The organism is Pseudomonas sp. S12(2018) (assembly GCF_024355235.1).
Classification (GTDB): domain Bacteria; phylum Pseudomonadota; class Gammaproteobacteria; order Pseudomonadales; family Pseudomonadaceae; genus Aquipseudomonas; species Aquipseudomonas palmensis.
In genome coordinates this window covers 572,104-595,424 of sequence record NZ_QLAD01000001.1, presented here as the reverse complement: position 1 = coordinate 595,424, position 23,321 = coordinate 572,104, and the positions used below count along the sequence as shown (strand labels likewise).

Here is a 23,321-nt window from a genome sequence, read left to right as displayed (position 1 = left end):
GGTCAGTCGGCGCCGGGCTGGCTGGTCGGTTCGGCTTGCAGGGTCTTGTCGGCGCTCAGGGTGACGGCAGCGCCCTGGGTCAGCTTCAACTGGCCGGCGGTGACCACCGTTTCGCCGGGCGTGAGGCCCTTGGCGATCACCACCAGGCCGTCGCGGCGCTCGCCGGTCTCGACGAAGCGCCGCTCGGCGATCAGTTGCGGCTGGCCATCGGCCGTGGTCTGCACCTTGCCGTCTTCGGACTTTTGCGGCACGGCGACATACACCGAGTTGCCATAGAGGGTGTAGGTGACGGCGCTCTGCGGCACCACCACCGCGTTGCGCGGGTTGGGCAGCAACACCTGCAGGCTGGCGAACATGCCCGGCAGCAACGTGCCGTCGGGGTTGGCCAGGGTGGCGCGCACCTGCAGGTTGCGGGTGGTGTCGTCGACCTTGGGGTTGATCGCGCTGAGGGTGGCGGTGAAGCTGCGATGCGGGTAGGCGGCCACCGAGACCAGCGCCTGCTGGCCGAGGCTGAGGTTGGGCAGCGCCTGTTCCGGCACGAAGAAGTCGACATACAGGCTGCTCAGGTCCTGCAGGGTGGCGATCACAGTGCCGCTGGCCAGGTAGCTGCCCAGGTCGACCTGGCGGATACCGATGGTGCCGGTGAACGGCGCGTTGATGCTCTTTTTCGCCAGGGATGCCTTGAGTTGCGCCACTACCGCCTGGTTGCGCAGCAGTTGGGCGCGCAGGCGGTCGAATTCGCCCTTGGAGATGGCCTGGCTGCCGACCAGCTGGCTGCCTCGCTGATAATCCACCTGGGCCAGCCCGAGGTCGGCCTGGGCGGTGCCGAGCAGGGCCGTCTCCACGTCGCTGTCCAGCTGCAGCAGCAGTTGCCCGGCCTTGACCTGCTGGCCGGATTCGAAGTGCAGGGCCTTGACCGTGCCGGCGATCTCCAGGCTCAGGTCCACCCCTTGCAGGGCCTTGAGGCTGCCCACGGCGGGCAGGCGGCTTTGCCAGGGCTGCTCGCGCGCCTCGGCGGCGGCGACGCTGACCGGCGGCTTGGGCGCGGAGAACTGCTGGATCTGGCGGTAGATGGACAAACCCTTGTAGCCGCCCAGGGCCAGCACCAGCAGCAGGACGATACCCAGCATGATGAGCATGCGACGGCGCAGCATGGACCAGCTCCCTGGAAGCGTTGTTGCGCAAGTCTAGTCGGTCGCGGCGCAGGGAGCGGTGTGCTGGTTCGGTATATTTTATGTTGTCTGTACCGACGTCATCGCGGGTCAAGCCCGCTCCCACAAGGTTCCAGGTGTTCCCTGTGGGAGCGGGCTTGACCCGCGATTGCTATATCAGATCAGGTGCAGATGGTTGTCCCACAACCCCGAAGGCAGTTGCAGCGGTTGCCCCACCAGCGCTGCCTTGCGGCAGTCGTACAGCCGGCAACGCCCTTGCCCGGAGGTCACCACAAAGCCATCGGCCACTGCGCCCACGCCCGCGCAGTCCGGCATCGGCGCATCCAGCTTCACCTCGGCACTGTCCAGGTCCCAGATGAACAGGCGGTTGGCCCGTGGCGCGGTCATCGCCACCAGTCGCAGCTCGCTGTGCACCGCCACGCTGGCGGTGTACTGGGCCATGGACTGCAACTGGCGCTCCGGCACCGGGAAGGCCACGAACGGCTGCCCCGGACGCTTGATCGCCAGCAATTCGGCGGTTTCTTCCGAGCCGCCCATGAACTGCTGGCACGCCAGCACGGTGCCGTCGTCGGCAATCGCCAGGTGGCGCACGCTGTTCATCTGCTGGCTCAGGGTTTCCTTGCTCAGCAGGGTGCCGTCGCGCTGCATCAGCACCAGGCTGGGCTGCATCGCATCCAGGTTCATCTCCACCCGGCTCTCGGCTTCGGTGCGGATACCGCCATTGGCCACCACCAGGGTCTCGCCGTCAGGCAGCCACGACACCTGGTGCGGGCCGATGCCGTGGGTCGGGATTTCCGAATGATGGGCCAGGCGTTCGCCTTCGAAGCGGTACACACCCAGCACGCCACGGCCCGGATCGGTGGTGTCGTTCTCGGTGGCGTACAGCCATTCGCCGCCCTTGTGGATCACCGCGTGGCCATAGAAGTGCCGGTTCGGCTGCGAGGCCAGGGTCTGCAGCAGACGCCCGTCGCGCAGGTCGATCAGGTAGCTCTCGGTGCCGGGGCGGCGCGCCACGAACAGCGCGATCGGCCGCTCGGGGTGGTTGATGATGTCGTGGCAGCGCAGGCCGACCTGGGTGGCGAACACCTGGGTGCCGTCCAGGCGATAGCCCACGGCATAGTGCTTGCCGTCGGCATCGTCACGGGCCGACAGCAGCAGCGGCTGCTGGCCCTTGCTGCGCCACAGGGTCCAGCCACCCAGGGTCAGGGCGCTGAGCAGCACGCTACCGAGTTTGAGGGCCTGGCGTCGCAACATGATCAGTCACCGTCGTTGGCATTGAAGCCCAGCTGGATGTTCAGCGCCTTGGCCAGTTCACCTTCATGCAGGCGGTGAACCACGTTCAGGCTGTCGTAGAAGGCGTTCAGTTGCTCGCGGCCGGCATCGTCCTGGAGCATTTCGCCCAGGGGCCGGTCGATCGCCTTCAGTTGCTTGAGGGCATCAGCATAGGCCGCGTCGATCTTGTCGGCCAGGGCCTTCTGGTCCTTGCCCAGCAGGCCGCGCAGGCCCTGGTTGTCGACCCCGACCCACACGGTCTGGGCGGCGATCAGGCTGGCTTCCAGGCTCTTGAGCGAGGAGTGGCTGCGCCAGGCTTCAGCCTGCAGCGGCTGCGGGATGCCCTTGCTCAGGCGACCCATCGGCGTGCCGAGCTTCTTCTTCAGGGTGTCCAGCGCGGTGACCTGGGCGCGCAGCAGGTCGGCGATCGCCTCATGGGAGTCGGCGTAGCGCTGGTTGGGGAACTTGGTCATCTGCGCCAGCATGCCGTCGGTGCTGTTCCAGCCCTTGAGGATCTCTTCGGCGAGGTTCTTCTGGTGTTCGCCGATGGCCACCAGCAGCGGGCAATAACGGGCCTTCTGTTCGGCGGTGGCGACGTCCGGCTTGCTGTCGAACAGGATGTACTCGTAGGCCGACAGGCCGCGCACCACGACGCTGGACTTGGCCACGGTCTCGGCATCCACCGGCTTGTCGCCGTTGACCAGTTGCTCGACCTGACGGCCCACCAGGTTCTTCTTGTCGGGCCAGAACTGCACCTGCCAGGCGCGGTTGCCCTCGGCCAGCGGGCCGATCAGCAGCGGTTGCAACTCGGCCCAGGCTTTTTGTGCGTGCAGGAAGTCGGCGCGTGCGGTGGCCAGGTCGGCCTTGCCTTCGCAGAAGGCCAGGGCGCTGACGGCCAGCTGGCGGTCGGCTTCGACCCAGCGGCTGTAGGTCGGCAGGATCACCTGCTTGGCGATCGCGGCAGAGGTCACGGCCTGCGGGTCCTGCGGCGAGCAGGCGCCCAGGGCGATGGCGGCGAGGCTGGTGAACAAAAGCTTGGGACGGAACATGTCCGGCTCCTTCTCTAGAGTGAGTTCAGGAACGCCAGCAACGCGGCGCGTTGCTCGGCATTGAAGGTCAAGACGTGCTGGCGCGCAGGCTCGGCTTCGCCGCCGTGCCAGAGCACGGCCTCGAGCAGGTTGCGGGCGCGCCCGTCATGCAGAAACTGGGTATGGCCACTGACGGTCTGATTCAGGCCGATGCCCCACAGCGGCGCGGTGCGCCAGTCCTGGCCACCGGCGGCGAATTCGCTGCGGTTGTCGGCCAGCCCCGGGCCCATGTCGTGCAGCAACAGGTCGCTGTAGGGGCGGATGGTCTGGTTGGCCAGCTCCGGCTCGGCGGCATTGGCCGAGGTGGTGAATGTGGGGGTGTGGCAGCCCTGGCAGCCGGCCTGGAAGAACAGGTTCTTGCCAGCCAGCACCTGGGGCGAATCGACGTCCTTGCGTACCGGCACCGCCAGGTTGCGGGTGTAGAACAGCACCAGGCGCAGGATGTTGTCGCTGACCTCCTGCTCGCCATCGGCGCCGTTGCCATTGGGCTGGGCCAGGCAATCGAGCTGCGCCGGGGTGCAGTCGTCGCGCGGCACCAGGCTGCTGGTCAGGCCCATGTCGCTGGAGAACGCATGGGCGTTCTGCTGGTTGAGGTTGGGTTGCCCGGCCTTCCAGCCGAAGCGGCCAAGTACCTGCTTGCCCTGGGCGTCGTCCCATACCAGGTTGGGCCGGCCACGAATGCCGGTGCCGTTGCGCCCCTCGGGGTCGGCGTTGGCCAGGATGGCCTCATCAGGGATGGCCTCGAGCAGGCCCAGGCCGATCATCGGCGGCGCGACGCGTGCCGAGAAGCGTGTGTCGGGGTGCATCGGGCCGTAGCCAAGCTGGGTGATCTGCAGTTGCGGCTTGCGCAGTTCGACCTGGGTGCCGTCCTTGAAGGTGACGTTCACCGGGGTGTAGCTGACCCGCACCTTGCCCTCGGGGGCCACGCCGGGCACGGCCATGTCCTGCAACTGCCCGCCATAGACCGGCTCGGGCACGATGCCCAGTTGCTCGATGACCTTGGCGTATTCGGGCTGGTCGGGGATCGACAGGCGCACCAGCATCGATACCGCGTTTTTGGCGCCCTCTGCGGGCGGGTGCCCGCGCCCGTCGCGAATATGGCAGTTCTGGCAGGCGTTGGTGTTGAACAGCGGGCCCAGGCCATCGCGTGCGGTGGTGGTGGACGGGGCGATCACCCACGGGCTGCGGAAGAAGCTGTTGCCCACGCTGAAGTCCAGGCGCTGGCTCGGGGTGAGGTTGGCCGAGGGCATGGAGTAGGCGTTGCGGTCGCGCTTGTTCACGGTGGTGCTGCCACCGGCACGCGCCTCGCCAGGTTCGGCCTTGGTGAAACGCGGGGCGTCGTCACAGGCGCTCAGGGCCAGGGCCAGCAGCAGGGGAAGGGCGCGGTGAAGCGGAGCGGGCATCGAGAATCCTGAATGGCTAGCGTAAAACCGGCGTGCAAGCTTAGCAGGCGCGGGGGATATGAATAAGAGGGATTTGCGTTTGCTGGATGAAATCTGCTTCAGCTTCCAGCGAAGAGGTCCCACAAAAAAAGGCGACCCGAAGGCCGCCTCTGTTTCAGCACGCTACCACTCAGAACTCGTGGTCAGCGGTGTCCGGGTTCAGGTCGGTGATGCCCAGTTTGCCCGCAGCCTGTTCGATGGCACCGGTCTGCTTGACCAGCGCGGCGATGGCGTCACGCACGATCTGGTTGCCCGCAGCGTTGTCGGCAGCGATCAACTGGTCGTAGTGCTCACCCTTGAGGGCGTGGTCGACCATCACCTGGATCTTCGCCTCGGTGGCTTCCAGATCGGCCTTCAGGGTGTTGTCGGTGGCCGGATCGACCTTGGCCACCAGCGACGACAGGCTCGGGCCGCTCAGCTTGGTGCCGTCGGTGCGGGTGTACTCGCCCAGGTAGACGTTGCGGATACCCTTGGCGTCGTAGAAGTGCGAGTAGTGAGTATTGTCGCTGAAGCAGTCCTGCTCGTCCTCAGGCGAGTTGGCTTCCAGCGAGACCTTCATGCGCTCGCCCGCCAGTTCGCCCAGCGACAGGCTGCCCATGCCGAACAGCATCTTGCGCAGGCCGTTGGCGACAGGTTCTGCCTCCAGGGTGGCGCGATAGTTGTCGGCCACTGCCGGCTTCCAGTTGCCGACCATTTCTTCCAGATCGTTGACCAGCAGCTGGGTCACGGCCTTGAGGTAGGCACGACGACGCTCGTTGTGACCGCCGGTGGCGCCTTCGCCTTGCAGGTAGTCCGAGGCAGGGCGGTTGCCGGCGCCCGGGCCGGTGCCGTTGAGGTCCTGGCCCCACAGCAGGAATTCGATGGCGTGGTAGCCGGTGGCGACGTTGGCTTCCGAACCGCCCAGCTCGTTCAGGCTGGCCAGCTTCTCGGGGGTCAGGTCCTTGACGTCGACCTTGTCTTCGCCCACCTGGATCTCGGTGTTGGCGATGATGTTGGCGGTGGCGGCCGGGTTGCCCAGGGCGTGTTCATAGCTCTTGTCGACGTAGTCGATCAGGCCTTCGTCCAGCGGCCAGGCGTTCACCTGACCTTCCCAGTCGTCGATGATGGTGTTGCCGAAGCGGAACACTTCGCTCTGCAGGTACGGTACACGGGCGGCTACCCAGGCAGTCCTGGCGGCGGCCAGGGTGTCGGGGTCGGGCTTGGCAAGGAAGGCATCGACTGCGGTCTGCAGGGTCTTGGCGGTGCTCAGCGAGTCGCTGTACACGGCATACACCATCTCGGCGTAGTGCTTGACCACCGCCTGGGCGGCGGCTTCGTCGACGGCCCCGGACGCCTGGGTGGTGCTGGCGGCAGCAGGTGCGGCGGCCTGTGGTGCGGCGGCCTTGTCCTTGTCATCGCCGCAGCCGGCGAGGGAGATGGCAATGGCCAGCAGACTGGCGGTGGCCAGAGGCATACGAATCATGGGCTATTCCTGCGTCGAGAGGTTGAACAGGCGTGCAGCCGCACGCAAAGGTGCAACATAATGCGAAAGATATGCATTTTCTGTAAAGAGGTTCCCACGTAAAAATTCAAATGCTGTTCACGCTGCCCTTGGCGGCAGCGTCACTCACAGAATCGATACCTGGTTGCGTTGCGCTGCTTTGAGGAAGGCGGTCAGCTCGCGTGCCGGCAGCGGCTTGCTGTAGTGGTAGCCCTGACCTTCATGACAGCCCTGGGCAATGATGTAGGCTTCCTGCTCGGCGGTTTCCACGCCCTCGGCGATCACCTGCATGCCCAGGCTCTTGCCCAGCTGGATGATCGCGCGAACGATGGTGGCGTCGTCGTCATCGTCGAGCAGGTCCTGCACGAAGCTCTTGTCGATCTTGATCTTGTCCAGCGGCAGCGACTTGAGGTAGCTGAGCGAGGAGTAGCCGGTGCCGAAGTCGTCGATCGCAATCAGCGCGCCGGAGCGGCGCAGGCTCAGCAGGTGCTGGGCGGCAGTGCTGATGTCTTCCATCAGGCCGGTCTCGGTCACTTCCAGTTCCAGGCTGCGCGGCGGCAGGCGGTAGATCTGCAGCAGGTTGTTGACCACCCGGGGCAGCTCGCTGTGGTGCAGTTGCACGGTCGACAGGTTGACTGCCATGCGCAGGTCGCTGAAGCCCTGGTCGTGCCATTCGCGCAGTTGCCGGCAGGCCTGGTCGAGCACCCATTCGCCGATCACGATGATGTTGCCGTTCTGTTCGGCCAGCGGTATGAACTGATCGGGCGGAACCATGCCCAGCTCCGGGTGCTGCCAGCGCAGCAGCGCCTCGACGCCCACCACGCGGTGGTCGCGGTAGCTGATCTGCGGTTGGTAAACCAGGTACAGCTGATTGCGCGGCAGGGCTTCGCGCAGGTCCTTTTCCAGCTCGCGGCGCCGGCGCATCTCGCTGTCGACGCTGGCGATGTAGAACTGATAGCGGTTGCGCGAACGGCTCTTGGCCAGGGTCATGGTCTGTTCGGCCTTTTGCAGCAGCTTCTCGGTGCTGTCGCCGTCTTCGGGGAACAGGGTGATGCCGATGGTGGCGCGCAGTCGGATCTCCTGATGGTCCAAGGCGAATGGCGCTTCCAGGTCATCGAGAATGCTCTGGGCCAGCTCGGCAGCCTCGTAGGGTTGTTCGATGTCGGCCTGCACCAGCGCAAACTGGTCGCCGCCCAGGCGGGCGAGGGCACCCAGGCGACCGCTGTGGGCACGCAGGCGGTCGGCCAGGGCCAGCAGCAACTGGTCGCCGGCCTGGTAGCTGAATTGTTCGTTGATGCCCTTGAAGTCGTCCAGGCCTACGCACAGCACCGCAACCCGGCGCTGGAGGCGCCCGGCATCGACCAGGATCTTGTCCAGTTGCTGTTGCAATTGCTGGCGGTTGGGCAGGCCGGTGAGAAAGTCGTACTGGGCCATGCGCAGCAGGCTGTTCTCGGCCTCGTGGCGCAGGTGGGTGTTGCGTTCGATGGACGCCAGCAGTTGGTTGGCGGTGTTCACCCACAGGCCCAGTTCGTTCTTCTCGTGGCCCTTGAGCAGCGGCAGCTGATGCTGGCTGGGGCGGTCGGGGTTGATCTGGGTGAGGTTCTCGATGAGCTTGGACAGTGGCTTGGTCAGCAGCCAGTGGTAGACCAGGTACAGCACCAGGCCCATGGCCAGGGCGCGGAGCACGCCGGCAATGAAGATGATCACCGAATTGACCACGAAGCCCTGGCCGTAGGCGCCGGTGTCGAGGGTGATGCTCAGGTCGCCGTAGTATTCGCTGTAGGGCGCGCGGCCGACGAGCTGGGTGGTGTAGGTGCGTTCCTGGCCGAGGATCAGGTCGGTGAGCCAGCGGGTCGGCAGTTCCTGCAGAGGGCGCGACTTTTCTGCCAGCATGGTTTCGTTGGGGTGGCCGATGGAGGCCATGCGCACGGACTCATCCTGGAACAGCCCCTCGATGACCTGCATGCCCATTTCGCGGTCCAGGCTGTATACGGCCTGGGTGGAAGGGTCGCGGAACATGTCGAGGATTCGCTGGGCGTCGTTGGCGACAGCCTGGCGGGTCTTGTAGGCATCGAAGACGATCTGCGCACAGCTGAGTACCACGCCCACGGCCAGTGCCGAGAGCAGGACCACTCTGAGCAACTTGACCGACAAGCTGTTTTTGAGTTCCAGCTTCAATGGGGTTTCCTTAATCCATGCGCATGGCATCATTTTGCCATCATCTGTGGCAATCCACTATCGGCCGTTGGCAGGATTCATGATCCAGCGGTCACTGTATCGGTTGCCCGGCCTTGCGACTTGAGCGATGTACGACAAGTTTCCCAACGATTGATGTTAGCGCGGTATGGGGGGGCAGCAAGAGAGGGTGTTGGTGAAATTGGTTAAAAAAGGTTGGTGGGTGGGGTTTTGCTCTTTGCCGCTTTTTCGGCATAAAAAAACCCGGCCTGAGCCGGGTTTTTTCAGAAGCAGCACTTATGCAGTGAAGGTCTTGCCTTCGAACTGCTCAGCCACGAACTTCCAGTTGACCAGGTTCCAGAACGCCTCGACATACTTCGGACGCACGTTACGGTAGTCGATGTAGTAGGCATGCTCCCACACGTCGCAGGTCAGCAGCGGGGTGTCACCGCTGGTCAGCGGGTTGCCCGCACCGATGGTGCTGGCCAGCGCCAGGGAGCCGTCAGCTTTCTTGACCAGCCAGCCCCAACCGGAACCGAAGGTGCCAACCGACGTCTTGGTGAACTCTTCCTTGAACTTGTCGAACGAACCGAACGCGGCGTTGATGGCTTCAGCCAGCGAACCGGTAGGCTGGCCACCAGCGTTTGGCGCCAGGCAGTTCCAGTAGAAGGTGTGGTTCCAGACCTGAGCGGCGTTGTTGAAGATACCGCCCGAAGAAGTCTTGACGATCTCTTCCAGGGTCTTGCCTTCGAACTCGGTGCCTGGCACCAGGTTGTTCAGGTTCACGACGTAGGTGTTGTGGTGCTTGTCGTGGTGGTATTCCAGGGTTTCCTTGGAAATGTGCGGCTGCAGGGCATCGTGTGCGTAAGGCAGCGGCGGCAATTCAAAAGCCATGGTGATTCTCCTAATCAGGTCTGTTGCGGTGAGCGCAAGGCCGATCACGGGCGGCCGGAATGCATCGGCGAGTTTTTACTCTTTGCGACGCAGATTCGGGATCATAGCACCGGGCCCTGACCTAAACCACGCAACAAGTGTATGGAATAGAGGTTCCAGAGCCTTTGCCGACACCTGACGAACGGGTCAGCCCAGCGCCAGTTGCAACGCCACCGCAAACATCATCACCGCCACCATCAGGTCCAGCAGGCGCCAGGTGCCAGGCCGGGCCAGCCACGGCGCCAACCAGGCCGCACCCAGCGCCAGGGTGAAGAACCACAGCAGCGAGGCACTGGCCGCACCCGCCACGTAGGCACCCGGCACGCTTTGCTGCGCACCCAGCGAGCCGATCAGCAACACGGTATCCAGGTACACGTGGGGGTTGAGCAGGGTCACCGCCAGGGCGCTGAGCAACACCGCGCGACGCGAACGCTGACCCAGGCCCTCGCCCTGCTCCAGGCTCTGGCTGGAGCAGGCGCGGATCAGCGCCTTGCTGCCATACCACAGCAGAAACACCACCCCACCCCAGCGCGCGACCGCCAGCAGGGTCGGGTTCTGCGCCAGCACCGTGGCCAGACCGAACACGCCAAGCGCCACCAGCACCGCATCACAGAACACGCACAGTGCCGCCACCGGCAGGTGGTGCTCACGGCGCAGGCTCTGCGCCAGCACGAAGGCGTTCTGGGTGCCGATGGCCATGATCAGCCCGAAGGCGACCAGCAGGCCGTTGAGGTAGCTTTGCCACATGGGAGGTGCTCCGCGAAGCAGCCACACGGGCTGCCGAAAATACAGGGGGGATCGCTGGCTATTGTGCGGGCAGTGGGCGTATAAGAAAAACCAATAAACCTCATCCGGCATTAGGGAAACTGATGTTCGACTACAAGTTGCTTTCCGCCCTGGCGGCGGTGATCGAGCAGGGCGGTTTCGAGCGGGGCGCACAGTTGCTCGGGCTGTCGCAATCGGCCATTTCGCAACGCATCAAGCTGCTGGAGGCGCGCGTTGGCCAGCCGGTGCTGGTACGCGCCGCGCCGCCAGCGCCCACCGAGATCGGCAAGCGCCTGCTCAACCATGTACAGCAGGTGCGCCTGCTCGAGCGCGACCTGCAGCATCAGGTGCCGGCGCTGGACGATGGCGGCCAGCCCGAGCGTCTGCGGGTAGCGCTCAACGCCGACAGCCTGGCCACCTGGTGGGCGGCGGCGGTCGGGGCGTTCTGTGCGCAGGAGCGGGTGCTGCTGGAGCTGGTGGTGGAAGACCAGGAGGTGGGCCTCAAGCGCATGCGCGCCGGCGAAGTGGCGGCCTGCCTTTGCGCCAGCGAGCGACCGGTTGCCGGGGCGCGCAGCGAGCTGCTCGGCGCCATGCGCTACCGTGCGCTGGCCAGCCCCGACTTCATGGCGCGCCACTTTCCCCAGGGGGTAGAGGTGGCGCGCCTGGCCCGCACCCCGGCCGTGGTGTTCGGCCCGGACGATTTTCTGCAGCATCGCTACCTGGTGTCGCTGGGTATCGATGGTGCATTCCTGCATCACCTGTGCCCGTCTTCGGAGGGCTTTCTGCGCATGACCGAGGCCGGCGTGGGCTGGGGCCTGGTGCCCGAATTGCAGGCCCAGGCGCAACTGGCCAGCGGGCAGCTGGTGGAAATTCTGGCGGATAAGCCGATCGATGTGCCGCTGTACTGGCATCATTGGCGCAATGGCGGGCAATTGCTCGGCCAACTCACCGACCACCTGCGGCGCAGCGCCAGCAGTTGGTTGGTGCCGTGGTCGGGTTTGCCGGCGTCTGCATCATCTGCAAACAAGTAGGCGGAGTGCTTCATGCGAATTCTGGTCACCGGCGCAAGCGGCTTCATTGGCGGGCGCTTTGCACGCTTTGCCCTGGAGCAGGGCATGGAGGTACGGGTCAATGGCCGGCGGGCCGAAGGCGTCGAGCACCTGGTGCGCCGCGGCGCCCAGTTCATTCCGGGGGACCTGGGCGACCCGGAGTTGGCCCGGCGGGTCTGCCAGGGCGTCGAAACCGTGGTGCACTGCGCCGGTGCGGTGGGCAACTGGGGACGCTACCAGGACTTTCACCAGGGCAACGTGGTGGTCACCGAGAACGTGGTGGAGGCGTGCCTGAAGGAACACGTTCGTCGCCTGGTGCACCTGTCCTCGCCGTCGATCTACTGGAACGGGCGCTCGCGCCTGGGGGTGACCGAAGAGCAGGTGCCGCGGCGCCTGCACGATGCCTACGCGACCACCAAGTACCTGGCCGAGCAGAAGGTTTTCGGTGCCCAGGAGTTCGGCCTGGAAGTGCTGGCCCTGCGCCCGCGCTTCGTCACCGGGGCAGGGGATGTGAGCATCTTCCCGCGCCTGCTCAAGATGCAGCAGAAACGCCGTCTGGCGATCATCGGCAACGGCTTGAACAAGGTCGACTTCACCAGCGTGCAGAACCTCAACGAGGCGCTGATCAACGCGGTGCTGGCCGGCAACGACGCGCTTGGGCAGGCCTACAACATCAGCAACGGCCACCCGCTGCCGCTGTGGGACGTGATCAACTACGTGATGCGGCGCATGGACCTGCCCCAGGTCACGCGCTACCGCTCCAGTGGCCTGGCCTACAGCCTGGGCGCGCTGAACGAGGGGGCCTGCCTGCTGTGGCCGGGCCGTCCGCAACCGACCCTGTCGCGCCTGGCGGTGCAGGTGATGAACAAGGATTTCACCCTGGACATCAGCCGCGCCCGCCAGCAACTGGACTACCGCCCGCAGGTCAGCCTGTGGGCGGCGCTGGATGAATTCTGCGGCTGGTGGAAGGCCCAGCACGGCGGCCACTGACTTATACTGGCGCTCATTTGCACTCACGGCGGTTGATCCATGCGCAACGATGCTCACGACGATTTCGATGATGTACCCAGCCTCAAGGCCGGCGGTCGCGATGATGACGACTTTGCCCCGTCGCCAGGTGCACGGGTGGCCGCCGTGCGCGGCAAACCGCGCAAGCCGGCGGCCACCGGGCCGTTGTGGGCGCTGGTGGGCGCTTCGTTCATCGCCCTGGCCGGGCTTGGCTGGTGGAGCTTCCAGCAGATTTCGCTGATGGAGCAGCAACTGGTGGCCACCCAGGAAAGCTTTGCGCGCATCAGTGAAGAAGCTGCCGGGCGCCTGCAGGACATCAGCGGCAAGGTGGCGGCCAGCGAGTCGAGCGTCAGCACCGGCAGCGAGGCACTGAAGCTGCAGATAAAGCAGTTGCAGGCCAGCCTCGCCGAGCAGAGCAAGCAGCAGCAGGGCGTAGCCGGGCAGCAGGGTGACCTGGGCAAGCGGCTGGAGCAGGCCCTGGCGCAGGTTGGCGAGCAGCAGGCAACCAATGCCCAGTTGCAGGCGCAACTCAAGGCCGTGGCCACGGAGCTGGCAGCGGTGAAGGCGGCGCAGGCTGATACCGGCAAGGTCGATGCGCAGCTCAAGAGCCTGTCGACGGAGATTGCCGCATTGAAGAAGCAGGGGGATCCGGGGGCGGCGATCCAGCGCCTGGAACAGGACCTGATCGTGCTCAAGAGCGAGCAGGAGAATCGCCCGGCGGTGGCTGCCGGGGCGGGTGCCTCGACGGCGGAGTTCGATGCGTTTCGCGGGCAGGTGACCCGCAACCTCACTACCTTGCAGAGCCAGGTGCAGAACCTGCAGCGGCAGATCAACGCCAAGCCCTGATCCGCTGTGAACCTATCGCGGGTCAAGCCCGCTCCCACCGGTACAGTGGCTGTCTGCAGACCACCGATACCCTTGTGGGAGCGGGCTTGACCCGCGACAGAGCCGACGCTTACATCACCGGGTAATCGATGTACCCGACCGGGCCCTTGGAGTAGAACGTGTCAGGCCGTGGCTCGTTCAGCGGTGCATCCGCTTGCAGCCGTGCCGGCAGGTCGGGGTTGGCAATGAACGGCACGCCGAAGGCCACCGCATCGGCCGTGCCGTTGGCAATGGCAGCATTCGCACTGGCCTTGTCGAAGCGTTCGTTGGCGATGTACGGCCCGCCAAACGCCTCTTTGAGCAACGGCCCGATGCTGTCTTCGGCCACTCGCTCACGCGCACAGATGAAGGCGATGCCACGTTTGCCGAGCTCCCGCGCCACGTAGGTGAACGTCTCGGTCAGGTTGGCATCGCCCATGTCGTGCAGGTCGGCCCGTGGCGACAGGTGCACGCCCACGCGCTGCGCGCCCCACACGTCGATGAGCGCATCGGTCGCTTCCAGCAGCAGCCGTGCACGGTTCTCCAGCGAGCCACCGTATTCGTCGGTGCGCTGGTTGGTGCTGCTCTGCAGGAACTGGTCGATCAGGTAGCCGTTGGCCGCATGCAGCTCCACACCGTCGAAGCCGGCCGCCTTGGCGTTCTCGGCACCGACGCGGTAGGCCTCGATGATGTCGGCGATTTCCTCGGTTTCCAGCGCGCGCGGGGTGACGAATTCGGTGATCGGGCGCACCAGGCTCACATGCCCCTTGGGCTGCACCGCGCTCGGCGCAACCGGCGTTTCGCCGTTCAGGTACAGCGGGTGCGAGATGCGTCCCACGTGCCACAGTTGCAGGAAGATGCGCCCGCCAGCACCGTGCAGCGCCTTGGTCACGTTGGTCCAGCCACGCACCTGGTCGTTGCTCCAGATGCCCGGTGTGTCGGGGTAGCCCACGCCCAGCGGGGTCACCGAGGTGGCCTCGCTGAGAATCAGCCCGGCGCTGGCGCGCTGTACGTAGTACTCGGCCATCAGCGCGTTGGGTACGCGGCCTTCGTCGGCCCGGCAGCGGGTCAGCGGGGCCATGATGATGCGGTTGGGCAACTCGAGGTCGCCAAGGGTGATCGGGTCGAATAGCGTTGTCATGTGCGTGAACCTCGTGGCAATCAGTGAGTGGCAGGTGCCAGGTCGGCGTTGTTGCCGCCCTGGCTGAATGTGATAAGGGTGACGATCAGGGCCAGCACGGCCAGCGCCGCTGCCGCCAGGGGCACGCGGGTCAGGCCCAGGCCCTGGTCGATCACGGTGCCGCCGACCCAGGCGCCCAGCGCATTGCCCAGGTTGAAGGCACCGATGTTCAGGGTCGACACCAGGTTTGGTGCCGCTCTGCCGAAGCTCACCACGTTGACCTGCAGGGCCGGCACGGCGGCGAATGCGGCGGTGGCCCAGAGGAACAGGGTGATCTCGGCCGGAATCAGCGCGGTACTGGTCCAGCTCAGCGCGGTGGAGATGACCGCCATGGCGGCGAACACGCCCATCAGGGTGGCAGCCAGCCGACGATCGGCCAGCTTGCCGCCCAGGATGTTGCCCAGGGTCAGGCCCAGGCCGATCAGCAGCAGGGTCCAGGTCACACCGCGCGGCGACACGCCGGTGACATCACCCAGCAACGGCGCCACATAGGTGAACAGGGCGAACATCGAGGCCGAGAACAGCACGGTCATCGACAGCGACAGCCAGATACCGGCGCCCTTGAGCGCAGCCAGCTCGGCACGCATGTCGAGTTTCTCTTCGTCGCGCTTGATCGGCAGGAAGCGGATCAGGCCGATCAGCGCGATCACGCCGATCACGGTCACTGCCCAGAACGTCGAGCGCCAGCCGTACACCTGGCCCAGCGCGGTACCCAGTGGCACGCCCAGCACGTTGGCCAGGGTCAGGCCGGTGAACATCAGCGCCACGGCCGAGGCGCGGCGGTTGGCCGGAACCAGGTTGGCCGCCACCACCGAACCGATACCGAAGAAGGCGCCGTGGCACAGCGCGGTGATCACGCGGGCAAACATCAGCACGTTGTAGTCGGTGGCCAGGGCGCACAGCAGGTTGCCGATGATGAATACCCCCATCAGCGCCACCAGTGCGGCCTTGCGCGGCAGCCGGGCGGTGGCCAGGGCCATGAACGGCGCGCCGATGGCCACGCCCAGCGCGTAGCCGGTCACCAGCCAGCCGGCACCGGGGATCGACACACCCAGGTCGCTTGCCACATCCGGCAGCAGGCCCATGATGACGAACTCGGTGGTACCGATGGCGAAGGCGCTCAGCGCCAGGATCAACAGCGAAAGGGGCATTGCAAGGTCCTTGTCAGAGCTCTTGGCTCATCTGCTGGAGGAAGGCCTGGATGGTTTCCTCGTTGCGTTTGAAGAAGTGCCACTGGCCTATCTTCTGGCTGCTGATCAGCCCCGCGCGCTGCAAGGTGGCCAGGTGGGCCGAGACCGTGGACTGCGACAGGCCGCAGCGTTGGTCGATCTGCCCGGCGCACACACCGTGTTCGGTGCTGTGGTGCTGGTCAGGGAAGCAGGCTTGCGGGTCTTTCAACCAGTTCAGGATTTCTCGCCGTACTGGGTGGGCCAGGGCTTTTATTATTTCGTCGAGATCAAGAGGCATGGGTGGGCTCGTGGTGGGTATAGCGTTATATCGCGATGGGGCGAAATATAAATCGGTATTTCGCGATATACAAATATGATTTGGTTCTGGCGTGCGCATGAATCGCTATATCGGGTTATAACGATATTCAAGCGGGCAAGCGGTGCTAGACTGCGGCCTATGAACTACCTCGCACACCTTCACCTGGGCGGCCAGCAGCCCGAACAACTGCTTGGCAGCCTGTACGGCGACTTCGTCAAGGGGCCGTTGCAGGGGCGCTTTGCCCAGCCGCTGGAAGCCGCCATCCGCCTGCACCGCCAGATCGACGTGTACACCGACAGCCACCCGCGGGTACTGGCGGCGCTGGCGCGTTTTCCGCGCGAGCGGCGCCGTTATGCCGGGATCATCCTCGATGTGTTTTTCGACCACTGCCTGGCGCTGCACTGGCACGACTATGCCCGGCAGCCGCTGAGCCAGTTCACCGGGCGCGTGTACCAGGTGCTGGCGGCCGAGCCCGAGCTGCCCGGGCGCCTGGCGCAGATTGCGCCGTACATGGCGGCGGACGACTGGTTGGGGTCGTACCGCGAGTTCGCGGTGCTCGAACAGGTGTTCAACGGTATTGCCCGGCGCCTGTCACGCCCCGAGGGTATGGCAGGCGCGATGCAGGAGGTACAGGCGCTGTACGGCCCGCTGATGGAAGACTTTCGCCACTTCTACCCCGAACTGCAGGGCTTTGCGGCCGACGCTCAGGCCGCCTTGGCGCGGCGCTGAGGCTGGGCCACCGGCTGGGCGCCGAACAACGCCGTGTGGATCGCCAGCTGGGCATTGAACGCCAGTGCCGCACGTTCCTGGCCGGCGCTCTGGATGGGCGCCAGCAGGTGGATCTGCACCTCGCCACAGTCGTGGGCAAACAGGCGCAGCAGGTGCGAGAGCAGGTCGTCATCGCCCACGAACGGCGCGATGGGGTCGGGCTTGCCGCCCCGCAGGTAGCGCACGGCCACCGGTTGCACGGGCGTGGCGGTGTCGATTGCGCTGGCCAGCAGGCGCCCGTGGAAGGTGCGCAGGCTGCGCCCGTCGGTGGTGGTGCCTTCGGGGAAGATCAGCACCGGGCAGGCCTGTTGCAGGTGGCGCGCGATCTGCTGGCGCAGCAGCTGGCTGTCGCCGCCGCCGCGGCGGATGAACAGGGTGCCGGCCTTGAGCGCGAGCCAGCCGGCTACCGGCCACTGGCGCACCTCGGCCTTGGAGAGGAACGACATCGGCGCGAGCATGCCCAGCAGCGGGATGTCGGTCCACGACACGTGGTTGCTGACCCACAGCATCGGTTGCTGCGGGCGGTTGCCGATCACCGTGACCTTGAACGGCAAGGCCCGGGCAAGCCGGGTCATGAACAGTTGCGACCAGCGCTGGCGGCGGTCGTCGGGAGTACTCAGGTGCAGGCGCTCGTACAGGCTGAACAGGCTGGCCATGCCCAGCCCGAACAGCACCACCAGCAGCACTTGGACGATTCGCGCATACACGCGCAGGCGTTGCATCACACCGCCGCCTTGAAGTGGCGGGCGTAGCGTGGGCACAGCTCGTCGCGCTTGAGCAGGATGAACACGTCGGCCACCTGGAAGTCTTCGTCCCAGCACGGCTCGCCGCAGATCTTGGCACCCAGGCGCATGTAGGCCTTGAGCAGCGGCGGCATCTCGGCGATGACGTTGCCGGGCAGTGCCAGGCTGGGTAGCGGGTTCTTCGGTTCGGCGCGCAGGTGCTCGGTGCACAGGTAGCGCTCGCGCAGGCGTTGCATGATCGCGTGGGCCTGCACGCCGCCGTCCTGCATGGGGATGCTGGCGCAACCCATCAGGTAGCTGTAGCGGCCCTCGTTGAGTACCTCGGCAAGCTCGCCCCACAGCACCGCGATGGTGCCGCCGTTGCGGTAGGCCGGGTCGACGCAGGTGCGCCCCAGTTCAAGGATGGGGCCCTGCAGATGGCCCAGGCCATGCAGGCTGAACTCCTCTTCGCTGTAGAAGCGCCCCAGGCTGCTGGCGGCCTGGTGGTCGAGCAGGCGGGTGGTGGCCACCAGGTGCCCGCTGTTGAGGTCGCGTACGCCGATGTGCTGGCAGTGGATGTCGTAGTCGTCCATGTCCAGCCCGTGTTCGGCGCCTTTGAGCCTGGCCTTGAATTCGCTGCTGAACACGCGAAAGCGCAATGCCTGGGCTTCGTGCAGCGCGGCGGGGCCGACCAGGCGCTCGGCCTGCAGACGGCGTTCGTTACGGGTGTCGCCAGGGCATGCAGTCAGGGTCATTGCGAGTCTCCATAAGCCAGCCATGGGGTTGCGGCCGGTCGACTATGTTGTGCAAGCTCAGCCTAGGTAGACGCGGTGTCACCCCCATGAAGCTTTGGTGATGCTTGTATGACAGCCCTCAAGGAGCACGCCGATGGCCTGGCTGCAGCGACTCAACGACCCCATTCCGCCCTTGGCAACCGGTAACCTGGGTGACACCTACGCCAGCCTGCTGGAGCAGCTGGGCACGGTCAGCCCGTTCGAGCTGGCAGTGCTGGGCGGGCAAGCCATGCCGACCCCGGGGCTGGCGTTTCTGGTGGGCTACCAGGCCGCCTTGCGCGTGCTGTGGCCCAGCGCCCCGGCGGGCCTCGGCGCCCTGTGTGCGAGTGAGCGGCGCAGCGTGCGCGCCGCCGACATGAGCATGCGCCTGGCGCTCGACACGCTGCGTCTGAGCGGCAGCAAGGACTTCGTCACCGCCGGGCCGGACGCCGACTGGCTGCTGGTGGCGGCGCGCTGCGAAGCACCGGGCCAGGCGCCTCGGCTGAGCCTGGCGGTGGTGTACCCGGGGGAGCCCGGTGTGCGCGTGGAGCCCTTGCCGAGCCTGCCGTTGATGCCTGAGGTCGGGCATGCCCGCCTGCACCTTGAACAGGCCCTGTGCGAACGCCTGGCCGGTGACGGCTGGGACGCCTACGTCAAGCCGTTCCGCTCGCTGGAAGACCTGTACGTGCTCAGCGCCCTGAGCGCCTGGCTATACGGGGTAGGCCGCGCCAATGCCTGGCCGCAGGGGCTTTTGCTGCGCCTGATCGGGCTGCTGGCCGGGTGTGCCGAAGGCAGCCGGCAATGCGCCGATTCGGCGGCGTTCCACCTGTTGCTGGGCGGCCTGTTCGCGCAGTTCTCGCAACTGAGCGGCGAGCTCGACCAGGCGCTGACGAGCACGCCGGGGCCCTGGGCCGAGCTGTGGCAGCGCGACCAGGGCATCCTGCAGATCGCCAGCGCGGCGCGGGCCAGGCGCCTGGCCAAGGCATGGGCCGGCAGCGGGCTGGCCTGAGGTTGCCGGGCTGCCCGCATGGCCACAGGCTGTCGCTTGCTGCCGTGCGGGCAGGCGGGTAATGTTGGCGACTTTACGCTTTCAGGAACCTGCATGTTCAGCCTGCCCCGAATCGCTCTCGCCCTGCTGGCCCTGGCGAGCCTGCCTGCCCAGGCCAACTGGCACCTGGACGGCGAATCGTCGCGCCTGTCGTTCATCACCAGCAAGAACGGCAACGTGTCCGAGGTGCATCGCTTTCTGGTGCTGCATGGCAAGGTCGATCGCAAGGGTGCGGCCGAGCTGCAGATCGAGATGGACTCGGTCAGCAGCGGCATCCCGCTACGTGACGAGCGCATGCGCAACGACCTGTTCGAGGTGGCCAAATACCCCGACGCGACCATCCAGGCGCAGATCGACCTGCGTCCGATCAACGACCTGGCCAACGGTGCCCAGGTCGAACTGCGCCTGCCGGTGACCGTCAACCTGCACGGCAAGACCCACAGCTACAACGCGCAGCTGCTCGCCACCCGGCTCGACGAGCGGCGCTTCCAGGTGGTGACCCTGGAGCCGCTGGTACTGAGCGCCGATCACTTCGACCTGCTGCCCGGCCTCAAGACGTTGCAGAAGCTCGCCGGGCTGCAGTCGATCAACCTGTCGGTGCCGGTGGGTGCGGTACTGATCTTCACGGCGCGCTGAAATGGCCGGGCCGGTGTTTCCATGGCGTGCCGGCAACCAGTTCGAACTGCTGATCGACGGCCCGCAGTTCTTCCCGCGCATGCTGCAGACGATCATGGGTGCCGAGCACCAGGTCGACCTGGAGCTGTACCTGGTCGAGGCCGGGGCGTGTGCCGAGGCCATGGTGCAGGCGCTGGTGCAGGCCGCCGAGCGCGGCGTGCGGGTACGCTGCCTGTTCGATGACTACGGCTCGCTGGCTTTTACCTTGAGCCTGCGTCAGCGCCTGCTGGGCGCCGGCGTTGAGTTGCGCTGGTACAACCGCCTGCGTTGGCGCCGGGGGCTGCGCAACCTGTACCGCGACCACCGCAAGCTGCTGCTGGTGGACCAGGCCTGGGCGGTGGTCGGCGGCACCGGGGTCACCGACCAGTTCTGGACACCGGGCGAGCCGGTCAGCGAATGGCACGAGGTGATGGTGCAGATGCAGGGGCCGCTGGTGGCCGACTGGCAGATGCTGTTCGATCGCCAGTGGCGTTCCAACCTGCGCCGCACCGCGTGGCGCCCACCCACCCATTTCGGCCTGGCGCACCTGCCGCGGGTGCCGGTTGCAGGCCCGGGCCTGGGCCGGGTGGCCTATGCCGACGCCCGCCAGCACCGCGACATCCTGCAGTCGCTGGTGCGTGCGCTGATCAGCGGAAAGCGTCGTATCTGGCTGGCCACGCCGTATTTTCTGCCCACCTGGAAGGTGCGCCGGGCTTTGCGCCGCGCGGCCGCGCTGGGCATCGATGTGCGCCTGCTGCTGACCGGCCCGCGTACCGACCATCCTTCGGTACGCTATGCCGGTCATCGCTATTACCCGCGCCTGCTGCGGGCAGGGGTGAAGATATTCGAATACCAGCCATGCTTCCTGCACCTGAAGATGGTGCTGGTGGACGACTGGGTGAGCATTGGCTCATGCAATTTCGACCACTGGAACCTGCGTTTCAACCTTGAGGCCAACGTCGAGGCCATCGACCCGCAACTGACCGCCGACGTGGTGGCGAGCTTCGAGCGCGACTTTGCCCTGAGCCGCCAGGTCGACCTGGACGACTGGCAGGCGCGGCCGCTGTGGCGGCGTGTGAAACAGCGTATCTGGGGCTGGCTGGACCGGGTGGTGGTCAACCTGCTGGACCGGCGCGACTGAGGTTCTTTCGATTTTCCCCCGCATCAGAAGGAGTTGACGAAATGGCAGCGAAAAAGATTCTCATGCTGGTCGGCGATTACGTCGAAGACTATGAAGTGATGGTGCCGTTCCAGGCGCTGCAGATGGTTGGCCACACGGTGCATGCGGTGTGCCCGGGCAAGTCGGCCGGGCAGTCGGTACGTACCGCCATCCATGACTTCGAGGGCGACCAGACCTACAGCGAGAAGCCGGGGCACAACTTTGGCCTGAACTTCGATTTCGCCCAGGTGCGTGCCGAAGACTACGACGCGCTGGTGATCCCGGGCGGGCGTGCGCCGGAGTACCTGCGCCTGAATGAAGAGGTGCTGCAATTGGTGCGCGCCATCGACCAGGCGGGCAAGCCGATTGCGGCGGTGTGCCATGGGGCGCAACTGCTGGCGGCGGCCGGGGTGCTGGAGGGGCGCGAGTGCAGTGCGTACCCGGCGTGTGCGCCGGAGGTGCGCCTGGCAGGTGGGCGTTACGTCGAGATCGAGGTGACGGCGGCGCATGTGCAGGGCAACCTGGCCAGTGCGCCGGCCTGGCCTGCGCACCCGGCGTGGCTGGCGGGGTTCCTGGGGTTGCTGGGTACGCGCATTACCCTCTGAAAGCCTTCGCTGGCGTGCCGGCGAAGAGGCCGGTACAGGCAACAAAAAAGCGGCAAGGGATCACTCCCTTGCCGCTTTCAGCTTTCAGCTTGTAGCGCTGGCGCTTACTTCACTTCCACTGCCAGGCTTTGCGCGATCTTGCTCTGCCACAGCGCAGGCCCGGTGATGTGCACCGACTCGCCCTTGCTGTCGACCGCAACGGTCACCGGCATGTCTTTCACGTCGAACTCGTAGATCGCTTCCATCCCCAGTTCGGCAAATGCCAGCACCTTGGATTTCTTGATCGCCTGAGCCACCAGGTAGGCAGCGCCACCCACGGCCATCAGGTACACGGCCTTGTTGTCCTTGATCGCGTCGATGGCGGTCGGGCCGCGCTCGGACTTGCCGATCATGCCCAGCAGGCCGGTCTGCTCCAGGATCTGACGGGTGAACTTGTCCATCCGCGTTGCGGTGGTCGGGCCTGCCGGGCCAACCACTTCTTCGCGCACCGGATCAACCGGGCCGACGTAGTAGATGAAGCGGCCCTGGAGGTCCACCGGCAGCTCTTCGCCACGGTTGAGCATCTCGACCATGCGCTTGTGCGCGGCGTCGCGGCCGGTCAGCATCTTGCCGTTGAGCAGGATGGTCTCGCCCGGCTTCCAGCTTTGCACGTCTTCCGGGGTCAGGGTGTCGAGGTTGACGCGACGGGCCGACGGGCCGGCTTCCCAGACGATTTCCGGATAGGCGTCCAGCGACGGTGCTTCCAGCTCCGCAGGGCCGGAACCATCGAGCACGAAGTGCGCGTGACGGGTGGCTGCGCAGTTGGGGATCATGCACACCGGCAACGAGGCCGCGTGGGTCGGGTAGTCCATGATCTTGACGTCGAGCACGGTGGTCAGGCCGCCCAGGCCCTGGGCGCCGATGCCCAGCTGGTTGACCTTCTCGAACAGTTCCAGGCGGATCTCTTCGATGCGGTTCTGCGGGCCACGGGCCTTGAGCTCGTGGATGTCGATGGACTCCATCAACACTTCCTTGGCCATCACCGCGGCCTTCTCGGCAGTACCGCCGATACCGATGCCGAGCATGCCCGGCGGGCACCAGCCGGCGCCCATGGTCGGAACGGTCTTGAGCACCCAGTCGACGATCGAGTCGGACGGGTTGAGCATGGCCATCTTCGACTTGTTTTCCGAACCGCCGCCCTTGGCCGCGACATCGACCTCGACCTTGTCGCCAGGGACGATCGAGTAGTGGATCACGGCCGGGGTGTTGTCCTTGGTGTTCTTGCGGGCACCTGCCGGGTCGGCCAGGATCGAGGCGCGCAGCACGTTCTCGGGCAGGTTGTAGGCGCGACGCACGCCTTCGTTGATCATGTCGTCCAGGCTCATGGTCGCGCCATCCCAGCGCACGTCCATGCCGACGCGCACGAACACGGTGACGATACCGGTGTCCTGGCAGATCGGCCGGTGGCCGGTGGCGCACATGCGCGAGTTGATCAGGATCTGCGCGATGGAGTCGCGCGCAGCCGGCGACTCTTCACGCAGGTAGGCCTCGTGCATGGCCTGGATGAAATCGACGGGGTGGTAGTACGAAATGAACTGCAGGGCGTCGGCAACGCTCTGAATCAGGTCGTCTTGCTTGATCACGGTCATGCAGCGCGCTCCTCTTAAAGACGGGAACATTCATTAAGGTATCGCGAC

At 65.8% G+C, this 23,321-nt stretch carries 22 protein-coding genes; 8 read left to right on the top strand and 14 right to left on the bottom strand.

Going from position 1 to position 23,321, the window contains the following annotated elements; all coding sequences use genetic code 11:
• Window positions 1–2: 2 nt before the first annotated feature.
• From DN388_RS02810 to DN388_RS02775, 8 genes are all read right to left on the bottom strand, one after another.
• Window positions 3–1,154, bottom strand: coding sequence for an efflux RND transporter periplasmic adaptor subunit (locus tag DN388_RS02810; RefSeq protein WP_043862098.1), 1,152 nt, complete (start codon window positions 1,152–1,154; stop codon window positions 3–5).
• A 174-nt stretch (window positions 1,155–1,328) separates the two neighbouring features.
• A complete protein-coding gene (locus tag DN388_RS02805; protein WP_078479534.1) occupies window positions 1,329–2,426 on the bottom strand; it encodes a DUF1513 domain-containing protein in 1,098 nt (365 codons plus the stop codon).
• A gap of 2 nt (window positions 2,427–2,428) precedes the next feature.
• The gene (locus tag DN388_RS02800; RefSeq protein WP_043862100.1) at window positions 2,429–3,493 is read right to left on the bottom strand and encodes an imelysin family protein; all 1,065 of its coding nucleotides are present in this window, start codon (window positions 3,491–3,493) and stop codon (window positions 2,429–2,431) included.
• A gap of 14 nt (window positions 3,494–3,507) precedes the next feature.
• Window positions 3,508–4,935, bottom strand: a complete 1,428-nt coding sequence (locus tag DN388_RS02795) for a di-heme oxidoredictase family protein (protein ID WP_043862101.1) — start codon at window positions 4,933–4,935, stop codon at window positions 3,508–3,510.
• Window positions 4,936–5,104: 169 nt separating this feature from the next.
• A complete protein-coding gene (locus tag DN388_RS02790; protein ID WP_254996599.1) occupies window positions 5,105–6,436 on the bottom strand; it encodes an imelysin family protein in 1,332 nt (443 codons plus the stop codon).
• A gap of 144 nt (window positions 6,437–6,580) precedes the next feature.
• The gene (locus tag DN388_RS02785) at window positions 6,581–8,632 is read right to left on the bottom strand and encodes a bifunctional diguanylate cyclase/phosphodiesterase (RefSeq protein WP_054914822.1); all 2,052 of its coding nucleotides are present in this window, start codon (window positions 8,630–8,632) and stop codon (window positions 6,581–6,583) included.
• 294 nt (window positions 8,633–8,926) lie between these two features.
• Window positions 8,927–9,523: a superoxide dismutase gene (locus DN388_RS02780; protein ID WP_054914821.1), complete on the bottom strand. Its 597-nt coding sequence runs from the start codon at window positions 9,521–9,523 to the stop codon at window positions 8,927–8,929.
• 186 nt (window positions 9,524–9,709) lie between these two features.
• Complete coding sequence (locus tag DN388_RS02775) at window positions 9,710–10,309, bottom strand: LysE/ArgO family amino acid transporter (RefSeq protein ID WP_043862105.1); 600 nt, start codon at window positions 10,307–10,309, stop codon at window positions 9,710–9,712.
• A 122-nt stretch (window positions 10,310–10,431) separates the two neighbouring features.
• On the opposite strand from DN388_RS02775, the gene DN388_RS02770 reads away from it, so the two are divergent.
• The 3 genes from DN388_RS02770 to DN388_RS02760 are packed head-to-tail and all read left to right on the top strand — an operon-like array spanning window position 10,432 to window position 13,230.
• Window positions 10,432–11,358, top strand: a complete 927-nt coding sequence (locus DN388_RS02770) for a LysR family transcriptional regulator ArgP (protein ID WP_043862106.1) — start codon at window positions 10,432–10,434, stop codon at window positions 11,356–11,358.
• Between the two features lie 12 nt (window positions 11,359–11,370).
• Window positions 11,371–12,366: an NAD(P)-dependent oxidoreductase gene (locus DN388_RS02765; protein ID WP_058540892.1), complete on the top strand. Its 996-nt coding sequence runs from the start codon at window positions 11,371–11,373 to the stop codon at window positions 12,364–12,366.
• A gap of 39 nt (window positions 12,367–12,405) precedes the next feature.
• A complete protein-coding gene (locus tag DN388_RS02760; RefSeq protein ID WP_254996598.1) occupies window positions 12,406–13,230 on the top strand; it encodes an ATPase in 825 nt (274 codons plus the stop codon).
• A gap of 109 nt (window positions 13,231–13,339) precedes the next feature.
• Here DN388_RS02760 and DN388_RS02755 read toward each other — a convergent pair whose 3' ends face one another.
• From DN388_RS02755 to DN388_RS02745, 3 genes are read right to left on the bottom strand one after another with little or no spacing between them, the layout of a single operon-like run.
• Complete coding sequence (locus DN388_RS02755; RefSeq protein WP_043862109.1) at window positions 13,340–14,389, bottom strand: alkene reductase; 1,050 nt, start codon at window positions 14,387–14,389, stop codon at window positions 13,340–13,342.
• 20 nt (window positions 14,390–14,409) lie between these two features.
• Window positions 14,410–15,579, bottom strand: a complete 1,170-nt coding sequence (locus DN388_RS02750; RefSeq protein WP_210014209.1) for an MFS transporter — start codon at window positions 15,577–15,579, stop codon at window positions 14,410–14,412.
• A 13-nt stretch (window positions 15,580–15,592) separates the two neighbouring features.
• Window positions 15,593–15,895 (bottom strand): helix-turn-helix transcriptional regulator, encoded by a 303-nt coding sequence (locus DN388_RS02745; RefSeq protein ID WP_043862111.1) that lies wholly within the window; start codon window positions 15,893–15,895, stop codon window positions 15,593–15,595.
• A 159-nt stretch (window positions 15,896–16,054) separates the two neighbouring features.
• On the opposite strand from DN388_RS02745, the gene DN388_RS02740 reads away from it, so the two are divergent.
• Window positions 16,055–16,645 carry an ACP phosphodiesterase gene (locus tag DN388_RS02740; RefSeq protein ID WP_043862112.1) on the top strand — a complete coding sequence of 197 codons (591 nt, stop codon included), beginning with the start codon at window positions 16,055–16,057 and terminating at the stop codon, window positions 16,643–16,645.
• On the opposite strand, the gene DN388_RS02735 is transcribed toward DN388_RS02740, so the two are convergent.
• Together DN388_RS02735 and olsB are read right to left on the bottom strand one after the other, a co-directional pair.
• Entirely contained in the window at window positions 16,621–17,406 is a 786-nt protein-coding gene (locus tag DN388_RS02735) for a lysophospholipid acyltransferase family protein (RefSeq protein WP_254996597.1), read from the bottom strand. The genes DN388_RS02740 and DN388_RS02735 overlap by 25 nt on opposite strands.
• Window positions 17,406–18,161 carry an L-ornithine N(alpha)-acyltransferase gene (gene olsB, locus DN388_RS02730; RefSeq protein WP_043862114.1) on the bottom strand — a complete coding sequence of 252 codons (756 nt, stop codon included), beginning with the start codon at window positions 18,159–18,161 and terminating at the stop codon, window positions 17,406–17,408. The genes DN388_RS02735 and olsB overlap by 1 nt, the downstream gene beginning before the upstream one ends.
• 133 nt (window positions 18,162–18,294) lie before the next feature.
• Between olsB and DN388_RS02725 the strand changes: the two genes are divergently transcribed.
• From DN388_RS02725 to DN388_RS02710, 4 genes are all read left to right on the top strand, one after another.
• On the top strand, window positions 18,295–19,188 hold the full coding sequence (locus tag DN388_RS02725; protein WP_236176839.1) for an acyl-CoA dehydrogenase family protein: 894 nt from the start codon (window positions 18,295–18,297) through the stop codon (window positions 19,186–19,188).
• A gap of 93 nt (window positions 19,189–19,281) precedes the next feature.
• On the top strand, window positions 19,282–19,863 hold the full coding sequence (locus DN388_RS02720) for a YceI family protein (protein ID WP_043862116.1): 582 nt from the start codon (window positions 19,282–19,284) through the stop codon (window positions 19,861–19,863).
• A gap of 1 nt (window position 19,864) precedes the next feature.
• Window positions 19,865–21,022, top strand: a complete 1,158-nt coding sequence (locus DN388_RS02715) for a phosphatidylserine/phosphatidylglycerophosphate/cardiolipin synthase family protein (RefSeq protein ID WP_054914815.1) — start codon at window positions 19,865–19,867, stop codon at window positions 21,020–21,022.
• A 41-nt stretch (window positions 21,023–21,063) separates the two neighbouring features.
• Entirely contained in the window at window positions 21,064–21,645 is a 582-nt protein-coding gene (locus DN388_RS02710; RefSeq protein WP_043862118.1) for a DJ-1/PfpI family protein, read from the top strand.
• Between the two features lie 104 nt (window positions 21,646–21,749).
• Here the strand turns inward: DN388_RS02710 and DN388_RS02705 are convergent, their stop codons facing one another.
• Window positions 21,750–23,273, bottom strand: coding sequence for a fumarate hydratase (locus DN388_RS02705; protein ID WP_078479539.1), 1,524 nt, complete (start codon window positions 23,271–23,273; stop codon window positions 21,750–21,752).
• Between the last annotated feature and the right edge of the window lie 48 nt (window positions 23,274–23,321).

Excerpts from the sequence above, each read along its gene's own strand:
- DN388_RS02810 (WP_043862098.1), bottom strand. The coding sequence starts at position 1,154 with ATGCTGCGCCGTCGCATGCTCATCATGCTGGGTATCGTCCTGCTGCTG.
- DN388_RS02805 (WP_078479534.1), bottom strand. The coding sequence starts at position 2,426 with ATGTTGCGACGCCAGGCCCTCAAACTCGGTAGCGTGCTGCTCAGCGCC.
- DN388_RS02800 (WP_043862100.1), bottom strand. The coding sequence starts at position 3,493 with ATGTTCCGTCCCAAGCTTTTGTTCACCAGCCTCGCCGCCATCGCCCTG.
- DN388_RS02795 (WP_043862101.1), bottom strand. The coding sequence starts at position 4,935 with ATGCCCGCTCCGCTTCACCGCGCCCTTCCCCTGCTGCTGGCCCTGGCC.
- DN388_RS02790 (WP_254996599.1), bottom strand. The coding sequence starts at position 6,436 with ATGATTCGTATGCCTCTGGCCACCGCCAGTCTGCTGGCCATTGCCATC.
- DN388_RS02780 (WP_054914821.1), bottom strand. The coding sequence starts at position 9,523 with ATGGCTTTTGAATTGCCGCCGCTGCCTTACGCACACGATGCCCTGCAG.
- DN388_RS02775 (WP_043862105.1), bottom strand. The coding sequence starts at position 10,309 with ATGTGGCAAAGCTACCTCAACGGCCTGCTGGTCGCCTTCGGGCTGATC.
- DN388_RS02770 (WP_043862106.1), top strand. The coding sequence starts at position 10,432 with ATGTTCGACTACAAGTTGCTTTCCGCCCTGGCGGCGGTGATCGAGCAG.
- DN388_RS02765 (WP_058540892.1), top strand. The coding sequence starts at position 11,371 with ATGCGAATTCTGGTCACCGGCGCAAGCGGCTTCATTGGCGGGCGCTTT.
- DN388_RS02760 (WP_254996598.1), top strand. The coding sequence starts at position 12,406 with ATGCGCAACGATGCTCACGACGATTTCGATGATGTACCCAGCCTCAAG.
- DN388_RS02755 (WP_043862109.1), bottom strand. The coding sequence starts at position 14,389 with ATGACAACGCTATTCGACCCGATCACCCTTGGCGACCTCGAGTTGCCC.
- DN388_RS02750 (WP_210014209.1), bottom strand. The coding sequence starts at position 15,579 with ATGCCCCTTTCGCTGTTGATCCTGGCGCTGAGCGCCTTCGCCATCGGT.
- DN388_RS02745 (WP_043862111.1), bottom strand. The coding sequence starts at position 15,895 with ATGCCTCTTGATCTCGACGAAATAATAAAAGCCCTGGCCCACCCAGTA.
- DN388_RS02740 (WP_043862112.1), top strand. The coding sequence starts at position 16,055 with ATGAACTACCTCGCACACCTTCACCTGGGCGGCCAGCAGCCCGAACAA.
- DN388_RS02735 (WP_254996597.1), bottom strand. The coding sequence starts at position 17,406 with ATGCAACGCCTGCGCGTGTATGCGCGAATCGTCCAAGTGCTGCTGGTG.
- olsB (WP_043862114.1), bottom strand. The coding sequence starts at position 18,161 with ATGACCCTGACTGCATGCCCTGGCGACACCCGTAACGAACGCCGTCTG.
- DN388_RS02725 (WP_236176839.1), top strand. The coding sequence starts at position 18,295 with ATGGCCTGGCTGCAGCGACTCAACGACCCCATTCCGCCCTTGGCAACC.
- DN388_RS02720 (WP_043862116.1), top strand. The coding sequence starts at position 19,282 with ATGTTCAGCCTGCCCCGAATCGCTCTCGCCCTGCTGGCCCTGGCGAGC.
- DN388_RS02715 (WP_054914815.1), top strand. The coding sequence starts at position 19,865 with ATGGCCGGGCCGGTGTTTCCATGGCGTGCCGGCAACCAGTTCGAACTG.
- DN388_RS02710 (WP_043862118.1), top strand. The coding sequence starts at position 21,064 with ATGGCAGCGAAAAAGATTCTCATGCTGGTCGGCGATTACGTCGAAGAC.
- DN388_RS02705 (WP_078479539.1), bottom strand. The coding sequence starts at position 23,273 with ATGACCGTGATCAAGCAAGACGACCTGATTCAGAGCGTTGCCGACGCC.